Source organism: Sphingomonas sp. PSPC2-2, from assembly GCF_049897725.1.
In the GTDB taxonomy this organism is placed as follows: domain Bacteria; phylum Pseudomonadota; class Alphaproteobacteria; order Sphingomonadales; family Sphingomonadaceae; genus Sphingomonas.
On the sequence record NZ_JAFCWU010000005.1, the window covers coordinates 211,512 to 228,381 of the forward strand.

The following is a 16,870-nucleotide window of genomic DNA, read 5'->3' on the forward strand; positions in this document are numbered from 1 at the left end:
CGGGCAGGATCGTTAGGTTAGCGACCGCCCGTTTCGCCCCGCCAGATCGACGATGTAATGCCACGCCACGCGGCCTGAACGCGCGCCGCGGCGGGTTGCCCAGCCAACCGCGTCTGCCGGATCGAACGGCAAACCATAGGCGTGCGCATAACCGGCGACGATCGCGAGATAGCCGTCCTGATCGACGACATGGAAGCCTAGACTGAGGCCAAAGCGATCGGCGAGCGCCAGCGCATCGTCGGCGGCGTCGCGCGGGTTCACGGCGGTCGGCTGGTCGATCATCTCGCGCGGCACCAGATGGCGGCGGTTGGAAGTGACGACAAGGCGGGCATTGGCCGGTCGCGCCTCCGCCCCGCCATCGAGCATCGAGCGCAGCGCGCGCCCATCGGCGGCGGCATCGAAGCCGAGATCGTCGAGGAACAGCAGGAATGCGCGCGGCAAGTCGGCGATCTGTGCGAACAAGCTGGGCAGGGTGTCGAGCTGCGAGGTCACGACTTCGATCAGCGCGAGCGCGCCGCCTTCGTGCTGCACCGCGCCGGTTACGGCTTTGACCAGCGCCGATTTGCCGGTCCCGCGCGCGCCCCATAGCAGCACGTCATGTGCGGCTGCTCCGTCCGCCAGATGGCGGGCATTGGCGTGCATCGCCGCCTTTTGCGCGTCGATTCCGTGCAGGCGGTCGAGCGGCAAGGGCCGAAAATCGCGCACCGGCTCCAGCACCGTGCCGCGCCAGACATAGGCCGGGTGCGCCAGCGGATCGGCGCTTGAGGGTGGTGGCGGGGCCAGCCGTTCGAGCGCGGCGGCGATGCGGGCGAGGGGATCGGTCATGTGGCCGCATGTTTAGCCGCGCGCGGCCTCGTGTGGCAAACTATCCCAACGCCTTGAGCGCCGCTGCGGCTGCTACGCGGTCGCCAAAGGCGGGGTCGGCGAGTGCCGCGCGGATTTGCGTCGCGGCTTCGGCGGTGCGGTCGAGATCGGCATAGGCCTGCCCCAAATGCCAGCGCAGATCGGCGCGGCCGGGCGCGATCGACGCCGCTTTTTCCAGCAATTGCAGCGCGGGTTCGCTCTTGCCCTGCTGGTACAGCGCCCAACCATAGGCATCGCTGGCGGCAGGGTTCATCGGGGCAAGCGCATAGGCCGCCTTGCCATAGATCGTGCCGGTATCAGCGTCTCCGGCCCCGGTATAGGCATAGGACAATTCGGCCAGCAGCGCGGTATCGCGGTCACCGATGCGCCCGCGCAGCTCCTCCAGCGTGTCGATCGCGGCATCCCAATCCTGCGCCGCGATTTGCCAATGGCCGATCAAGCGCCGTGCCGCGATATTTTGCGGGTTTTGCGACGCGAACAGCGCGAGCACCTTGCCCGCCTCGGCGTGCCGGTTGGCATGGTCGAGCGCATCGACCACGCGCAACAGGGTCGGTTCGTCAAAGCGCAGGTCGGCGGCATGGCGATAGGCGTCGGCGGCGTCGCCATAGCGGTTCACCGCCATCAACGTGTCGCCGAGCGCGAGATAGGCAGGCGGCGCACCCGGCGTCAGCCGCACCAGCGCCTGCGCCTTGGCCAGCGCCGCGGCAGTATCGCCCGCCTCGATCAGCCCGCGGATCAGCGTGAGCTGCGCGACTGGTTCTGCGGGGGCAGCGCTGGCGGCGTCGTTCAGCGCCGACAAACCGTCATCGATGCCGAACGGCGCGGAGCCGACCGCGCTCGGCAGGGCCGAACGATCGAGATATTTCGCAGCCCAATCGCGCTCGCCCGTTTGTTCGAAGGCGCGCGCGACCAGAGCGAGTGTGTAGCTGTCGGCATCGGCGCGCAGCGCGACCGGGCGCAACACATCGAGCGCGCCTTGCGGATCGCCCGAGCGCAGCAAGGCTGCACCAAGCAGGCGGCGCGCGGTAATGTTGGTAGGCTGTTGCCCAACCAGCACACGCCAATCGTCGATCGCTTGCTGATAGGCCCCGGCTTTATAGGCGAGCGTCCCCGATAACAGCCGCGCGCCGGGCATCGCGTTCAATTGCCCGCCGGTGCGCGCAAGCAAGGTGCGGGCGAGATCGTCTTTACCCGCCCGTGCTGCCAGCACCGCCTGAAGATACAAGGCTTGCGGGCTGCCCGGCCGCGCGGCCAAGGCCTTGCGCGTCGCCGCCAGCATATCGGTATAGCGCCCGACATCGCCGAGTGTGGCGGCATATTCGATGAGCGCAGGATGATAATAAGCGTCATGCCCCAGCGCATTTTCAAACCACGGCAGTGCGGCGATCAAGCCATATTGGCCGCGCACCAATTCGCCGCGCAGCGTGATTGCCTCGACATTATCGGCATCGAGATCGACCGCGCGCTGTGCCGATTCGATCGCGCCCGCAATGTCCCCCGCTTGATATTTGATGCGCCCGAGGTCGGACCAGGCGAAGCTGTCCTTGGGCGCATCGGCGAGCAGGGTACTGAGCGCGGCTTGTGCGCCTGCGACATCGCCCTGCGCCGCCAGCGCGCGCGCGCCGATGCGGATGGCATAGCCGCTATAAGGCGCACCTGCCTTGGCGGCTTCGGTCAGCGCGCGGTTCGCGTCGCCCTGTAGCAACCACGCATGGGCGTAAAGCTGGTGCGCCCGGGCCGGATCGAACCCGGCGTCGCGCGCGCGGCCAAGCTCACCCTCTGCTGCCACCCCGTCGCCAATCGCCAGGAAGCTGCGCGCGAGCATCGCATGGGCCAGGCCCCAGCTTGGATCGGCCTTGATCGCGGCTTGGGCGTGGCTGCGCGCGGCGCTGTAATTGCCGGCCTTCAGCAAGCGCACGCTGAGCGCGAGTTCGGTGCGCGCGGTCGCGGCATCGGCATGGGCCGGGCCAGTCGCCGCGACCGCGATCAGTGCGGCGCTGGTTATCGCGGCGAGGGTGCCGATGGCGATCGAAAGGGATTTACGCATGGAGATCGTAGCTCTTTAGCAAATCGTACAGGGTCGGTCGGCTGACCCCTAGCAGCTTGGCGGTATTCGAAATGTTACCCTCGGCGCGGGCGAGTGCTTGCGCGATCGCCGAGCGATCGGCGCTTTCGCGCGCGGCGCGCAGGTTGAGCGGCAATTCGGCCCCCCCTTCCGCCAGATCGAGATCGGCGGCGGTCACGAGTTTGCCCTCGGCCATGATGACCGCGCGCTTCATGCGGTTTTCCAGCTCGCGGACATTGCCCGGCCAGCCCCAAGCGGCAATCGCGGCACGGGCATCGGGTGACAGGCCGGTAACGGCGGCGTGCATCGATTTGGCGTAGCTCTTCAGGAAATGCTGCGCCAGCAACACCGCGTCACCGCTACGTTCCGCCAACGACGGGATGCGAACGACGATTTCGGCGAGACGGTAATAAAGGTCTTCGCGAAAGCTGCCGGAGGCAACCATCGCATCGACGTCCTGATGCGTGGCGCAGACGATCCGGGTATCGACGGCAATCGCCTTGCGTCCGCCGATCCGCTCGATCGTGCGCTCCTGCAGGAAGCGGAGCAATTTCACTTGCAGCGGCAGCGGAACGTCGCCGATTTCGTCGAGGAACAGCGTGCCGCCCTGCGCTTGCTCGATCTTGCCTTCGGTGGTCTTGATCGCGCCGGTAAACGCGCCCTTCTCGTGCCCGAACAATTCGCTTTCCAGCAAGGTCTCGGGGATCGCGGCGCAATTGATCGCAACGAACGCGCCACTGCGGCGCGGGCTACTGTCATGAAGCCCGCGCGCGAGCAATTCCTTGCCGGTCCCGCTCGCGCCGAGCAGCATGACCGAGACATCGGCCCCGGCGACGCGTTCGATCGTGCGGGTGACCTTCAGCATTTCCGGGCTGGCGGTAATCATGCCGCCGAGCGCCGTGCCGGTCGCGCGCGTGGCGAGGCGGCGATTTTCGGTCTCCAGCGCATGGACGTGGAACGCGCGTGCGACGATCAGGCCGAGCGCATCGATATCGATCGGTTTGGCGTAAAAGTCCCATGCGCCATCGGCAATCGCTTGCAGCGCGCTTTCGCGTGCGCCGTGGCCGGAGGCGACGATTACCTTGGTATCGGGCTTCAACCGCAGGATTTCAGCGAGCGTGGCGAACCCTTCGCTCGTGCCGTCGGGGTCTGGCGGCAGGCCGAGGTCGAGCGTCACTACGGCAGGCTCGGCTGCGCGCACTGCATCGAGTGCGGTGGCGCGGTCGATCGCGGTCAGCACCTCATACCCTTCATACGCCCAGCGGAGCTGGCGCTGGAGGCCTAAATCGTCCTCGACGATCAGGAGCTTGGGCTTGTCGGTCATGCGGCTTGTTCCAGGGTGCGCGCGTGCGCAGTCGGCAATGTAATGCAAAAGCTGGTGCCGATGCCTTCGCGACTCTCGACTGCAACGCTGCCGCCCATCGCCTCGGCAAGTTGCTTCGCCTCGAACGCGCCGATGCCGAAGCCGCCGGGTTTGGTCGAGACGAACGGCTTGAACAACTGGTCGCGTACGAAAGCCGGGCTCATCCCGCTGCCCTGATCGATCACCGTCAGCGAAACCGCCATATCCGCGATGGCGAGCGCGATGGTGACGGGTTCGGTTGGCGGGCTCGCGTCGATTGCGTTCTGGACGAGGTGGCCGAGCAGTTGCTCGACACGTGCCGGATCGGCCTTGGCGAACAGGCCCTGTGGACCGACCACCACGACCGGATGCTGGACGCGCTTGCCGCGCGCGACGGTCTCGGCCAGCGGCAACAGCTCGACCGGGCGTAGCACCTCGGCGCGCGCGCGGTGCTGTTGGGAGAGCCGGGCGAGCAAGTCGTTCATGCGCGCGGCGGAGTCTTGCAAGGTGGCGACCATGTCGACGCGAAAGTCGGGATTGTCGGCGTGGCGTTCGGCATTGCGCGCGACCAGCGTCAACTGGCTGACCAGGTTCTTGATGTCATGCAGGATGAAGGCGAAGCGCCGGTTGAACTCGTCGAAGCGCTCGGATTCGGCCAGCGCCTCCTGCGCGCGGGCCTCCGCGAGATAACTTGCCACCTGCCGCCCGGCGATGCGCAGCAGATCAAAATCTTCCCAATCGAGCGCACGGTCGAGCGGCGGGCGTGCCAGCACGATCGCCCCCTGCAAACGATCGAGATGGATCAGCGGCACCACAGCCCAGGCATCGCAGTCGATCATCCAGATCGGGATGCTTGCGGCTTCGATCGGGTCGGCGGTTTCGCTGCGCACGGTATCCAGCTCGATGATCCGGCCACTACCGGACAGGTGGGCGACCAATCGCGCATCGGCAGCACCCGTGGCGGCGTCCCAGCGCCATCCGGCTCCAATACCAAGACCATCGCCTTCGGGCACCAGCAGCAGACCTGCGGGGGAATCGGTCAGGTCGGCGACGGCCTTGACGATACGCTGGTCAAGTGGGGCTGCCCCATCGGGCTTGCCAAGCGTGTCGGTAAAACGCGTCCATTCCGTCCGATAATCATAGCGGTGGCGGAAGAAGTGCTTGGACACCTTTACCTTGGCCCAAGCGCGCAACCATGGGGAAGAGAGGATCGTCAGCCCCGCCGCAGTCGACCCGAACACGAAGGCGGTTTGCCACAGTCGGGCATTGTCGCCGCTGATGCTGGCGATCGCGCTGGTCGCCAGCAGCATACCCGCCGTGTAAAGCAGCATGACGGCAAAGGTGAGCGTCTGCCAGGCGACGGTGCGGGAGAGTTGCAGGGTCCAGTCGCCATTGCGCTGCACCGCGATCGCAAACATCGGAGCCGCCAGCACCATGACGATGCCCCGCGCTGCGATCAGACCGGCATACCATGCGCTGAATGCATAAGCGGCGGCACAGAGGAGCAGGTCGATGCTCCACATTGCCGCAAGCGCGAGGACTGCCAGGCGGATGCCGCCGCGTGCCTGTGGCGTTACCGCCGAATAGAGATGGTGAAGCAGCAGCATGGCACCGATCGCGATCATCATCCGCCACACCGCCCGGACCGCAGCGACTTGCGAAACCGTCTCCGCGCCAATCGCGGGTTCGATCACCGTCAGCGTCGCGCCGGCCAGCACAAGCACCGCGACAAGACCGTAGATGACCGAAATCGCGTGGTGTTCCGGGCCCGTGCCGCCGCGCCGGACCAGCGCGTACATGAAGCCGAGCCACGCGAGATTGCGCGCCGCTTCGGCCAGGCGTGTGACGACGTCGGTCGTGTCGATCCCTGCGACCGCCAGTGCCCACAAGGCGGTGCTGCCCAGCGCGATCACGAAGGTCAGCCGCGGCAGCGCCGTGCCCACATCGTGCAGCCGTGACAGCGCGACGCCCGCAAACAGCAAGGCGGCCAGCGCGTGGCTCCACAGGATAAGGGTGGCGAGTGCGGTCACGGGGATCAGCGCGCGCCTTCGGGCCACAAGACGACGCGCACCGTCTGCAGCAGAATCAGCAAGTCGAGAAAGGGCGAATAATTCTTGGCGTAATACAGGTCATATTCGAGTTTCTGGCGGGAATCCTCGATCGACGCGCCGTAAGGATAGTTGATCTGCGCCCAGCCGGTAATGCCCGGCTTCACCATATGGCGCTCGGCATAATAGGGAATTTGCTGTTCGAGATCCTCGACGAATTGTGGCCGTTCAGGGCGTGGCCCGACGAAACTCATCTCGCCCTTGAGCACCGACCAGGTCTGCGGAAGCTCATCGATGCGCAGCTTGCGGATGATGCGCCCAATGCGGGTGATTCTTGGATCGTCTTTCTCGGCCCACACCGCTTGGCCCGCGACCTCGGCATCCTGCCGCATCGAGCGCAATTTCACGCAATCGAATCCGACGCTGTACAGGCCGACACGCCGCTGACGATAGAATGCAGGGCCTTTGCTCTCGATCTTGATGGCGATGGCGGTGATGAGAATCAGGGGGAGGGTCAACGTCAGCAAAAGAACGCTGGCGACGATATCGAAGATCCGCTTGAACATGCTGGACAGCATCCGCCCTGACGAAAATCCGTCGGAAAAGATCAGCCAACTCGGGTTGACGCTCTGCAGGTCGACACGGCCCGTTTCGCGTTCGAGGAAGGTCGAGATTTCGTTGACGTGCACACCAGTAGTTTTGATCCGCAGCAGATCCTTGAGGGGCAGCGCGTTGCGGCGTTCCTCCAGCGCCAGCACCACTTCGCTTGCGTTGAGCAGGACGACATGGTCGGCGAGGTTATAGATTGCGTCGCGTGCGATCGCCTCGGGGATGACCCGCGCCGACTCGCTCATTGACACATAGCCGACCACCGCGAAGCCCGCGCCTGGTGCCTGCGCCAAGGCCTTTAGTCGAGCCGCCCGTGCCCCTGCGCCGAGCACGACAACGCGACGCTTAAACACTTGTCCGCCCAGCGTTTTCCCCAGCAGGATACGCAGGGCGATCAACAAGAGCGCCGCCACCGCCATACCGTATAGCAGGTTCGATCGCCAGAAGGTGGCTGCGGGCACGATGAAGTAGATGACACTCAGGAAGATCACGCCGAGCGAAATCGCGACCAGCAGCCGCGCCGTCGCATAGCGCAGCGATTGCAACGCGCCCGCGCCATACACGCCGACCGCGATCATCGCGATTTCCAACGATCCTGCAAAGGTCAGCAATTGCGGGATCCGCATATGGATCGGCGTGACCGGCAGCGCGGCCTGGCGCATGCGCAGCGAATAGCCGAGCTCACCCGCAACGACGAGCAGGATGAGATCGAACAACCCCAGCAACAGCACCGCGTTGGGAATATAATGCTTGAACAGCCTGATCATTGACGTCGTACCTCGCCCGCCTTCCCGATGACGGTGTAAACAAATCCGACATCGGCACGCTGCTGTCGCAGAAATTGACAAAGAAAGGTTGAACAGAATGGATCGGGCTTGATCCAAGGCAGTTACCAACGGCCGAAAACCCCGCTAGGGCGCTTTCATCAGGAGGACCCAATATGCCGCAGACCATACCGATCGTGCCCGTCATACTCTCCGGCGGATCGGGAACACGACTATGGCCCATGTCTACGCCTGGCATGCCGAAACAGATGCTTTCCTTGACTGCCGATGAGACGATGCTGCAGTTGACGGCTCGGCGCGCGCAGGGCGAGCGGTTCACCGCACCGATTGTCGTCGCCAATGAGCGTCATGCCGATATGGTGGAAGCGCAGCTTGAGGCCGTTGGGGCAACGGCGCAGGCACTGATCCTGGAGCCGGTCGGACGCAACACCGCCCCCGCCATTGCGCTGGCGGCGATTGCCGCCGGGAGTGGGGCTGCGCCGCTGCTGGTGATGCCATCCGACCATGTCATTGCCGATGTCGCTGCGTTCCATGCCACGATCCACGCTGCGTTACCCCTGGTCGAAGACGGCTGGCTCGTCACCTTCGGGATCGATCCGCATGCGCCCGAGACAGGCTATGGCTGGATTCGCATTGGCGAGGAGATTTCGGGCGGCGTGCACCGGGTCGCGAAATTCGTCGAAAAGCCGCCGCTCGACGTTGCCGAGGCGATGCTGGCGGCTGGCGACCACGCCTGGAACGGCGGCATCTTCCTGTTTCGCGCGGATGCGTATCTCGCGGCGCTGGCGATTCACGCGCCGGGCATCCTCGCGGCATCGCAGCGTGCGATGGATGGAGCGCGCACGGAGGGCAGTCGCCTTTACCCCGCACCGGATGCCTTCGCGGCAGCCCCGTCGGACTCGATCGACTATGCCGTGATGGAAAAGGCTGACCGCGTTGCGGTCGTCCCTGTATCGATGGGTTGGAGCGACCTTGGCAGTTGGGATGCCCTCCATGAAATCAGCGATCGCGACCAGGACGGCAACGTCCATGCCAGTCGCGAAGGCGGCGAAGTGATCGCGATCGATACCGCCAATTGCCTGGTGCGGAGCGATGGCGCGCGCATCGCGATGGTCGGCGTGCAGGATTTGATCGTGGTCGCCAGCGGCAAGGATATCCTGATTCTGCCGCGTGGTCGGAGCCAGGAAGTGAAGGCACTGATCGAGGCGATGAAGCGCTGAACAGGCCGGGGGGCAGCTGATGGATGGATTGACGATTCACGATTATCGCGACGATCTGGCGCAGGCGTTCCACGACATCAACGCGCAGTGGATCTCCGCCATGTACCGGATCGAGCAGACCGACCGCGACGTGCTCGAAAACCCGCGCGCGCGGATCATCGATCGCGGCGGCGACATTCTGTTCGTCGAAGCGGCCGGGCTGGGCATTGTCGGGGCCTGCGCGCTGCAGAAAACGGGCGAGCACCAGTTCGAACTCACCAAGATGGGGGTGCTCGAGTCGGCGCGTGGCCGCAAGGCGGGGGAATTCCTGCTGCACGCGGTCATCGCGCGCGCCCGCGCGCTCGGGGCGGAGCGGCTCTATCTGCTCAGCAACAGCAAAAGCGCCGCTGCCATCCATCTCTACGAAAAGCTCGGTTTCGTCCATGATACGGGGATCATGGACGAATTCGGCGCGCGCTATGAACGGTGCAACGTCGCGATGCTGTACCCGCTGGATTAGCCGATCAAGGCCTCGGCCTGATCGAGCGTTTCCTTGAACGTCGCGATCACCGCGCGATACGGCGCGGGGCTGGCCATATCGAGACCGGCGCGTTGGAGAATTTCGGTCGGATAGGCCGACCCGCCCGCCTTCAGCACGGTCAGATAGGTGTCGCGCTCCTTCTGTCCACCGGTCAGGATGGCGTGCGCGAAATAGGATGCCGCCGAAATGCAGGTGGCATATTGGTAGACGTAGAAGCTGTTGTAGAAATGCGGGATATAGGCCCATTCGACGGCATAAGCCGGGTCGATGGTCACCTTGGGCCCGTGATAGCGCTTGAGCAGATCGAGATAGAGCGCCGTGAAGCGCTCGCCCGATAGGCCTTCGCCGGCTTCGGCCTTGTCATGCACGGCGAGTTCGAATTCGGCGAACATCGTCTGGCGGAAGAAGGTGCCGCGAATGCTCTCCAACTGCTGGCCGAGGTAGAACAGTTTCTCCTGCTTGGTCTTGGCCTTCGCCACCATATAGGCAGCGAGCAGCATTTCGTTGCAGGTCGAGGCGATCTCCGCGAGGAAAATCGGGTAATCCGATTTCTCATAGACTTGCGTTTTGTTCGACAGCAGCGAGTGCATCGCATGGCCCCATTCGTGCGCGAAGGTGGTCATGCCCTCATAGTTTTCGCCCAGATTGAGCAGCAGATAGGGGTGCACGTCATAGGCACCGGGGTTCATATACGCGCCCGATTTCTTGCCTGGACGGGGCAGGGGATCCATCCATTTTTTCGCAGTGGCGGTGCCGAGGAGCGCGACATAATCGGGCCCGAGCGGCTTGACCGCCTCCAGCACGGTCGTGCGCATTTCGGGGATGGTGACCTTGCGGTCGAGCGACACCAGCGGCGGGTAGATATCGTAATAGGCCATGTCGGGCAGGCCGAGCAGCTTCCGCCGCAGTTCGAAATAGCGATGCAGTTGCGGCAGACCAGCGTTCGCCTCGGTCACCAGCGTGCGATACACGCCTTCGGGGATGTTGTTGCCCGACAGTGATGCCGCGAGCGCGGTTGGGTATTTGCGCGCCTTGGCCCGGAAAATGTCGGCTTTGACATGGCTGAGATAGGCGGCCCCGAGCGAACTCTTGAAGTGCCCATATTCGCCCCAGAAGGTGTCGAACACCGCCTTGCGATCGGCGCGCGCGGGCGCGTCGCGGTTCAAGGTATAGGCCTGGTCGTCGAGGCGGACCTGTTTGCCGGTCGACAGGGTGATCGTCGGCCAGGGAATATCCGACCCGACGAGCTGCTCGCGGATCGTGCCCGGCCCCGAAAGCGGTGCCCCCGCGCCTGCAAGCAGAATTTCGCCCTCGGGGGACAGCGTGTGCGGGGCTTGCCGCAGCGTGTCGGCTAGAAAGAAATCGAACCGCGTCGCGAGAGTCCGGTTCGCCGCGATGAAGCCGTCGATTTTGGCTTTGCCGAGCGTGAGAATCTCGGGTGCCATCCACGACGTCGCTTCGCCAAACGCGGTGAACATGTCGCCGACCAAAGCGAGCTTTTCCTGATTGGCGGAAATGCGGAGATCCGCGTCGCTCTTCAGCCCGGCATAGGTATAGACGCGCGCCGCCTCCCGCGAGAGATCGGACTGCGCCACCAAAGCGGCGGCGAGCACCTCCGCGCTGGTGCCGAGCCTCCCCTTATAACTGGCCAGACCCGGGATCTTGGCGAGCACGCTCTTGCGGGCGGCATCCCACGCGGCATCGTCGGGATAGATTTCGGTGAGGTCCCATTGTGCCGCATCGGCCGGGGCCGATCGATCCTGCGCCCATACGGGCAAAGCGGTGACAAGCGCCGCCAGAGCGGTCGCGGCCAGCGCGTCGCGGCGGGAGAGATCGGTCATGATGGTGGTTCCCCTGGCAGGCGTAATGGCGACATTCTGTCGCATCACGCCCGCCGTGGGAAGGGCCGACTTAGAACGCCAGTTGCACGCCGACGCGGAAGGTCTGGCGGTAATGTTCGTTCTCGATCAACTGGGTCTTGATCGCTTGGTAGCGACGCCACGGGGAGTCGAGCAGATTGCTGGCTTCGGCGAACAGCGTGTATTGTTTCACCGGCGAATAAGCGATCCGCGCGTCGAGCGAGTTGTTCTCGGCGGTATATTGGTCGGTCGCCGCCGATCCGCCCAGCGTATCGAGATAGGCCGAGCGATAGGTATAGGCCAAACGGCCGGTGAGGCCGTATTTCTCGTAGAAGAGCTGGGCGGTGCCGGTATATTTCGATTGCAGGAAGTTCGGCACGTTGCCCGCGCGATTGGGCACGCCGGTGGCCGAACCGTCGGTATAGGTGAAATTGCCCGACACGCCGAACCCCGACAGCGCGCCCGGCAGGAACAGCAACTGCGCCTGCAGGTTCGCTTCGACGCCGTAGAGTTTGGCGCTGCGCGCATTGATCGGTTGGGTGACCAGCGCATTGGTCAGAACGGTGCCGCCAAAGGTGCCCGATTGTGTCTGGCCGGCCGTGAAAATCGGATCGTCGAGATGTTTGTAGAAGGCCGCGACCGACAGGATGCCCTGGCCTTTCAGATAATATTCGGCCGAGAAGTCCCCTGCGACCGCCTTGTACGGCTTGAGGTTGGGATTGCCGAGCGTGACCGTGTTTCCGACCGGATCGAGGTTTTGATACGGGGCGAGATCGGCATAGTTCGGTCGACCGATCGCCGTTGTCGCGGCGGCACGCAGCACCAGGCGCTGGGTGGCGTCGAAGCGCACGTTCAGGTCGGGGAAGACATCGGTATACTTCTTTGTGTTGGTGACATTGAAATCCTGCGTCGCGGTCGACGCCGCAGTGAAGGACTTGCCGCTGTAGCGCCCGTCCGTATGTTCGACGCGGACGCCGGGGATGATGGTGACCGATCCCAGCTTGGCGGTGGCCATCACATAGCCGGCATAGACTTTCTCGCTCAGATCGTAATCGTTGATCAGCGAGTTGGCGAGGCTGGCGGCGGCGTCCAGCGTGCGCGCAGCCGGATTGGTCACAGTATAATAGGTCTGCGCAAGATCGTAGTTGATACGCGGACCGAACAGGTAACGACCATTATAGACCGAGCTGCCATCGTCATAGGAAGCGCCGGTGCTGGCGAGCGTGCTGCCGCTGAGATTATATTGTTGGAAATCGCGATTGTTGGTCTTGTCGGTCTGCTGATATTTGCCGCCGACCTTCAGCGTAAAGGCGTCGCCGGTGCCGAGCGGCACCGTCAGGTCGACGCGACCCTGGTACAGGTTTTCGGCAGCGCGGCGGCGATCGTAATTGACGCGGTAGCCCGAATAGAGCGCCGGATTGTACGGTGTGCCGTTGGCGGTGTTGACCTTGAACAGCGTGTCGCTGAGGTCGAGCGACAGGCCGGTCAACGCGGTACTGCCGGTGCGGAACGAGAATTCGGAACGCAGCGGATCCTTCTTCAGCGCCTTGCTGTACGTCCCCTCAACCTGCAGTTCGGCGGTGCCGAAGTGGAAGTTGCCGCCAAGCTCGCCGGTAAAGGTGGAGTCATCTTCGTTGCGCAGACGCAGGAAGCGCGTGCCGCGCGCGCTGAAGGTGCCGCCATTGGCGATGTTGGCGTTGGCGTTCGTGGCGTTGGTCAAAGCGGTGTTATAGGCTGCGATCTGCGCCGGGGTGGCGGTCGCCGAAGGCGGTGTCGGCGGTGCAACGACGGGAATTTCGATGCGCGACTGGTCGCGGGTTTCATGGTCCTTGAAGGTCGAATAGAGCGTGCGCAGGTACAGGCTGACATCCGAGTTTGGCCGCCAGTCGAAATTGCCGACCAGGCCATAGCGCTCGCGCGTCAGGTTATAGTCGCGTAGGCGGAAGTCGTCGGGCAAGGCCTTGCTTGAACCCGGATAATCGCTGCGCCAGTTGGACGAGCCTTGCAGATTTTCGGATTCGATCGGGCGCTTCGAATAATTGCCCGACAATACCACGCCGAAGGTCTTGTCCGCGCCGAAACGCGAGCCGACGGTCAGATCGCCTTCATAAGGGCTGCGACCGTTGAGGTTGCTATAGCCATTGGCGATGCGCGCATTGGCGAAGGCCCCCTTGCGATCGAAAGCGGTAAGCGTGTCGATGTCGACCTGACCGGCAATGGCGTTGGCATCGCGATCGGCAGTGAGCGATTTCACCACCGTGACCGAGCCGATCAACGAGGAGGGAATATCGTCGAGCTTGACCTGGCGGCCCTCCGGTTCTGGGGCGGGTGCGGTCTGGCCGTTGATGGTGACGTTGGCGAGGTTGGGGTTGGCACCCCGGATGATGACATAGCGGCCTTCGCCCTGGTCGTTGGCGACCGAAATGCCGGGTAGGCGGCGCACCGCTTCGGCGACATTCTGGTCGGGCAGCTTGCCGACGTCGTTGGCGTTGAGCGTATCCTGGATGAAGTTGGACGTCCGCTTCGCCTGGAGCGCACGGCGTTCGGCCGCGCGCTGGCCGGTCACGACGATGTCCCCACCGCTTTCATTGCCTGGCGGAACATCGAGCTTGAAGTCGACGATCTGCGGGGTATCGCTCGACGTCGCGCTGCGGGTCGTGGTGGGATAGCCGACATAGGTGAAGGTCAGCTGGACGGGGCCGGCGGGAAGATCATGGATCACGAACATGCCGTCATTGTCCGATACGGCGGTGCGGCCGCCGACCGAGACCGAAGCGCCCGGCAGCGACGCGCCGGTTGCCGGGTCAACGACGCGACCCGCGACATCCGCGGCAAAGGCGGGCATGGCGGTGGAGCCGAGCAATGCGGCACACAAGCCTGCCTTGGACGCAACAGAGCGCGCCCGGACACGTCCGAACATGATGATTTCCCCCATCGAAAGGCACGTTGGGGTTCCCCAACTTTGCCGTTTGCGCGGCGCTACGCCGCTTTCATGACGAGTTCGTGACGAGCGGAGCGATATGAACAAATTGAGTATGTCCCGTTGTGTCGTTTCCATGCGGGAACAAAAATGCTCGCACGGGCGTCGTGCCGCTAAGGCAACAACTAAGGAAAACGTCGAACATGCGTCGGACACATGCTCTCAGCGGATTGGGCTCGATCGCTCTTATGCTTGCGCCCGTCGCGGCGCAGGCAGCCGGACCGCAGGATGACAGCGTCGGCAAGGCGGTTACCCAGCCGCTGCGCGACGTGCGGATTGCGGACAAGAAGATCCCGCCGATCCTGCAATTGGCGGCATCGGCCCCCTATTCCTCGCAGAATACGCGCTCCTGCGCCGCGATTGCGGGCGAGGTGCGGCGGCTCAATGCCGCCTTGGGGACCGATGTGGATGTGCCGGGCCAACCCAAGGGCGAAGGGTCCGCGCTCGCTGCGGTCGCCGCGCGAACTGCGGTTAATACGCTGATTCCGGGCCTGGGCATCGTGCGTGTCATCACCGGGGCGGACAAGCAGCAGCGTCGCGTCGAGGCGGCCGTCTATGCCGGATCGACACGCCGTGCCTATCTCAAGGGCATCGGGCTGGCGCGCGGGTGCAAGGTTCCTGCGGCACCGACCGCCGCAGCCGTGGCGGACCGGCCGGAACTGCCCTGATTTGTCTGCGGACTGACTGAGCCGCGCAAAAAAAGGGCCGGGGTGCGAACCCCGGCCCTTTTCTCTTGGTCCAGCCTGGGCCGGGAGGTTTGGATCGGCCCCGGCAAAGCCATGGCCTTTCGTCGGGCGGGTTCGACGGCATTGCCGCCGACCCTCCGCCCGTCCTCGGGGCGAGACCGTGGCCAGCATGGCCACGGCCCGCCCTTCGGATCAGAAATCCATGCCGCCCATGCCGCCCATGCCGCCGCCGCCGCCCATCGGCATGGCGGGCTTGTCTTCCGGCAGTTCGCTGATCGCCGCTTCGGTGGTGATCAACAGGCCAGCAACCGACGCCGCGTCCTGAAGTGCCGTGCGAACGACCTTGGTCGGGTCGATCACGCCGCTCTCGACGAGGTTTTCATACTTGTCGGTCTGCGCGTTGAAGCCCTGGGTCGGATCGTTGCCCTCGAGCAGCTTGCCCGAGATCACCGCACCGTCATGGCCCGCATTCGCCGCAATCTGGCGAACCGGCGCGTAGAGCGCCTTGCGGACGATATCGATGCCGCGGGTCTGGTCGTCGTTGAAGCCCTTCATGCCCTCAAGTGCCTTGGTGGCATAGAGGAGCGCCGTGCCGCCGCCGGGGACGATGCCCTCTTCGACAGCTGCGCGGGTTGCGTGGAGAGCGTCGTCGACGCGGTCCTTGCGCTCCTTGACCTCGACTTCGGTCGAACCGCCGACCTTGATGACCGCAACGCCACCAGCCAGCTTGGCCAGACGCTCCTGCAGCTTTTCCTTGTCGTAATCCGACGTCGTGTGCTCGATCTGCTGACGGATCGCATCGGTGCGGCCCTTGATCGCGTCATGGTCGCCAGCACCATCGACGATGGTGGTGTTGTCCTTGTCGATCGTGACGCGCTTGGCGGTGCCGAGCATACCGATCGTGACGCTCTCGAGCTTGATGCCGAGGTCTTCCGAAATCATCTCGCCCTTGGTCAGGATCGCGATGTCTTCGAGCATCGCCTTGCGACGATCCCCGAAGCCCGGTGCCTTGACCGCTGCGACCTTCAGGCCGCCGCGCAGCTTGTTGACGACGAGCGTGGCCAGAGCCTCGCCCTCAATGTCCTCGGCGATGATGAGGAGCGGACGGCCCGACTGAACAACCGCTTCCAGGATCGGGAGCAGCGCCTGCAGGTTCGACAGCTTCTTCTCGTGGATCAGGATGTAGGGATCCGCGAGCTCGACGTTCATCTTTTCCGGGTTGGTGATGAAGTAAGGCGAGAGATAGCCACGGTCGAACTGCATACCTTCGACGACGTCGAGCTCGAATTCGAGACCCTTGGCTTCCTCGACGGTGATGACGCCTTCCTTGCCGACCTTTTCCATCGCTTCGGCGATCTTCTCGCCGACGACGGTGTCGCCGTTTGCCGAGATGATGCCGACCTGGGCGATTTCCTTGGTGCCGGCGACGGGCTTGGAGCGCGCCTGCAGGTCCTTGACGACTTCGATGACGGCGAGGTCGATGCCGCGCTTCAGGTCCATCGGGTTCATGCCGGCCGCAACCGACTTCATGCCTTCACGCACGATCGCCTGCGCCAGAACGGTCGCGGTGGTCGTGCCGTCGCCGGCGATGTCGTTGGTCTTCGAGGCCACTTCGCGCAGCATCTGCGCACCCATGTTCTCGAACTTGTCCTTGAGTTCGATTTCCTTGGCGACGGTGACGCCGTCCTTGGTGATGCGCGGCGCGCCATAGCTCTTGTCGATCACGACGTTGCGGCCCTTCGGCCCCAGCGTAACCTTCACCGCGTCGGCGAGGATGTCCACGCCGCGCAGAATGCGCTCGCGTGCGTCACGCGAAAATTTTACGTCCTTGGCTGCCATGATGGCTAATCCTTTGCTTGATTGCGTTCCTGCGGGAGCAGGAACCCAGAATT

General features: G+C 64.1%; 11 protein-coding genes. 3 read left to right on the top strand and 8 right to left on the bottom strand.

What is annotated here, in order from left to right; genetic code table 11:
* Positions 1-12 precede the first annotated feature (12 nt).
* From ACP7BY_RS11260 to ACP7BY_RS11280, 5 genes are read right to left on the bottom strand one after another with little or no spacing between them, the layout of a single operon-like run.
* Positions 13-825, bottom strand: a complete 813-nt coding sequence (locus ACP7BY_RS11260) for an ATP-binding protein (RefSeq protein WP_137903013.1) — start codon at positions 823-825, stop codon at positions 13-15.
* 40 nt (positions 826-865) lie between these two features.
* Positions 866-2,911 carry a tetratricopeptide repeat protein gene (locus ACP7BY_RS11265; RefSeq protein ID WP_137903012.1) on the bottom strand — a complete coding sequence of 682 codons (2,046 nt, stop codon included), beginning with the start codon at positions 2,909-2,911 and terminating at the stop codon, positions 866-868.
* Positions 2,904-4,253 carry a PEP-CTERM-box response regulator transcription factor gene (gene prsR / locus ACP7BY_RS11270; RefSeq protein WP_033963690.1) on the bottom strand — a complete coding sequence of 450 codons (1,350 nt, stop codon included), beginning with the start codon at positions 4,251-4,253 and terminating at the stop codon, positions 2,904-2,906. The genes ACP7BY_RS11265 and prsR overlap by 8 nt, the downstream gene beginning before the upstream one ends.
* The gene (gene prsK, locus ACP7BY_RS11275; protein ID WP_033963753.1) at positions 4,250-6,301 is read right to left on the bottom strand and encodes an XrtA/PEP-CTERM system histidine kinase PrsK; all 2,052 of its coding nucleotides are present in this window, start codon (positions 6,299-6,301) and stop codon (positions 4,250-4,252) included. Before prsK ends, prsR begins: the two co-directional genes overlap by 4 nt.
* Positions 6,302-6,306: 5 nt before the next feature.
* Entirely contained in the window at positions 6,307-7,695 is a 1,389-nt protein-coding gene (locus ACP7BY_RS11280; protein ID WP_033963692.1) for a TIGR03013 family XrtA/PEP-CTERM system glycosyltransferase, read from the bottom strand.
* A 173-nt stretch (positions 7,696-7,868) separates the two neighbouring features.
* On the opposite strand from ACP7BY_RS11280, the gene ACP7BY_RS11285 reads away from it, so the two are divergent.
* On the top strand, positions 7,869-8,933 hold the full coding sequence (locus tag ACP7BY_RS11285) for a mannose-1-phosphate guanylyltransferase/mannose-6-phosphate isomerase (RefSeq protein WP_171010561.1): 1,065 nt from the start codon (positions 7,869-7,871) through the stop codon (positions 8,931-8,933).
* A 19-nt stretch (positions 8,934-8,952) separates the two neighbouring features.
* Complete coding sequence (locus ACP7BY_RS11290) at positions 8,953-9,432, top strand: GNAT family N-acetyltransferase (RefSeq protein ID WP_171010560.1); 480 nt, start codon at positions 8,953-8,955, stop codon at positions 9,430-9,432.
* On the opposite strand, the gene pepF is transcribed toward ACP7BY_RS11290, so the two are convergent.
* Both pepF and ACP7BY_RS11300 read right to left on the bottom strand, forming a co-directional pair.
* On the bottom strand, positions 9,429-11,294 hold the full coding sequence (gene pepF, locus ACP7BY_RS11295) for an oligoendopeptidase F (RefSeq protein ID WP_052192109.1): 1,866 nt from the start codon (positions 11,292-11,294) through the stop codon (positions 9,429-9,431). The two genes, ACP7BY_RS11290 and pepF, sit on opposite strands and share 4 nt — an antisense overlap.
* 70 nt (positions 11,295-11,364) lie before the next feature.
* The gene (locus tag ACP7BY_RS11300; protein WP_033963757.1) at positions 11,365-14,232 is read right to left on the bottom strand and encodes a TonB-dependent receptor; all 2,868 of its coding nucleotides are present in this window, start codon (positions 14,230-14,232) and stop codon (positions 11,365-11,367) included.
* Between the two features lie 203 nt (positions 14,233-14,435).
* Between ACP7BY_RS11300 and ACP7BY_RS11305 the strand changes: the two genes are divergently transcribed.
* Positions 14,436-14,960 (top strand): hypothetical protein, encoded by a 525-nt coding sequence (locus tag ACP7BY_RS11305; protein ID WP_052192110.1) that lies wholly within the window; start codon positions 14,436-14,438, stop codon positions 14,958-14,960.
* Between the two features lie 210 nt (positions 14,961-15,170).
* Here the strand turns inward: ACP7BY_RS11305 and groL are convergent, their stop codons facing one another.
* On the bottom strand, positions 15,171-16,817 hold the full coding sequence (gene groL / locus ACP7BY_RS11310; RefSeq protein WP_126848327.1) for a chaperonin GroEL: 1,647 nt from the start codon (positions 16,815-16,817) through the stop codon (positions 15,171-15,173).
* Between the last annotated feature and the right edge of the window lie 53 nt (positions 16,818-16,870).

Coding starts and splice junctions, on each gene's coding strand:
- ACP7BY_RS11260 (WP_137903013.1), bottom strand. CDS start 825: ATGACCGATCCCCTCGCCCGCATCGCCGCCGCGCTCGAACGGCTGGCC.
- ACP7BY_RS11265 (WP_137903012.1), bottom strand. CDS start 2,911: ATGCGTAAATCCCTTTCGATCGCCATCGGCACCCTCGCCGCGATAACC.
- prsR (WP_033963690.1), bottom strand. CDS start 4,253: ATGACCGACAAGCCCAAGCTCCTGATCGTCGAGGACGATTTAGGCCTC.
- ACP7BY_RS11280 (WP_033963692.1), bottom strand. CDS start 7,695: ATGATCAGGCTGTTCAAGCATTATATTCCCAACGCGGTGCTGTTGCTG.
- ACP7BY_RS11285 (WP_171010561.1), top strand. CDS start 7,869: ATGCCGCAGACCATACCGATCGTGCCCGTCATACTCTCCGGCGGATCG.
- ACP7BY_RS11290 (WP_171010560.1), top strand. CDS start 8,953: ATGGATGGATTGACGATTCACGATTATCGCGACGATCTGGCGCAGGCG.
- pepF (WP_052192109.1), bottom strand. CDS start 11,294: ATGACCGATCTCTCCCGCCGCGACGCGCTGGCCGCGACCGCTCTGGCG.
- ACP7BY_RS11300 (WP_033963757.1), bottom strand. CDS start 14,232: ATGTTCGGACGTGTCCGGGCGCGCTCTGTTGCGTCCAAGGCAGGCTTG.
- ACP7BY_RS11305 (WP_052192110.1), top strand. CDS start 14,436: ATGCGTCGGACACATGCTCTCAGCGGATTGGGCTCGATCGCTCTTATG.
- groL (WP_126848327.1), bottom strand. CDS start 16,817: ATGGCAGCCAAGGACGTAAAATTTTCGCGTGACGCACGCGAGCGCATT.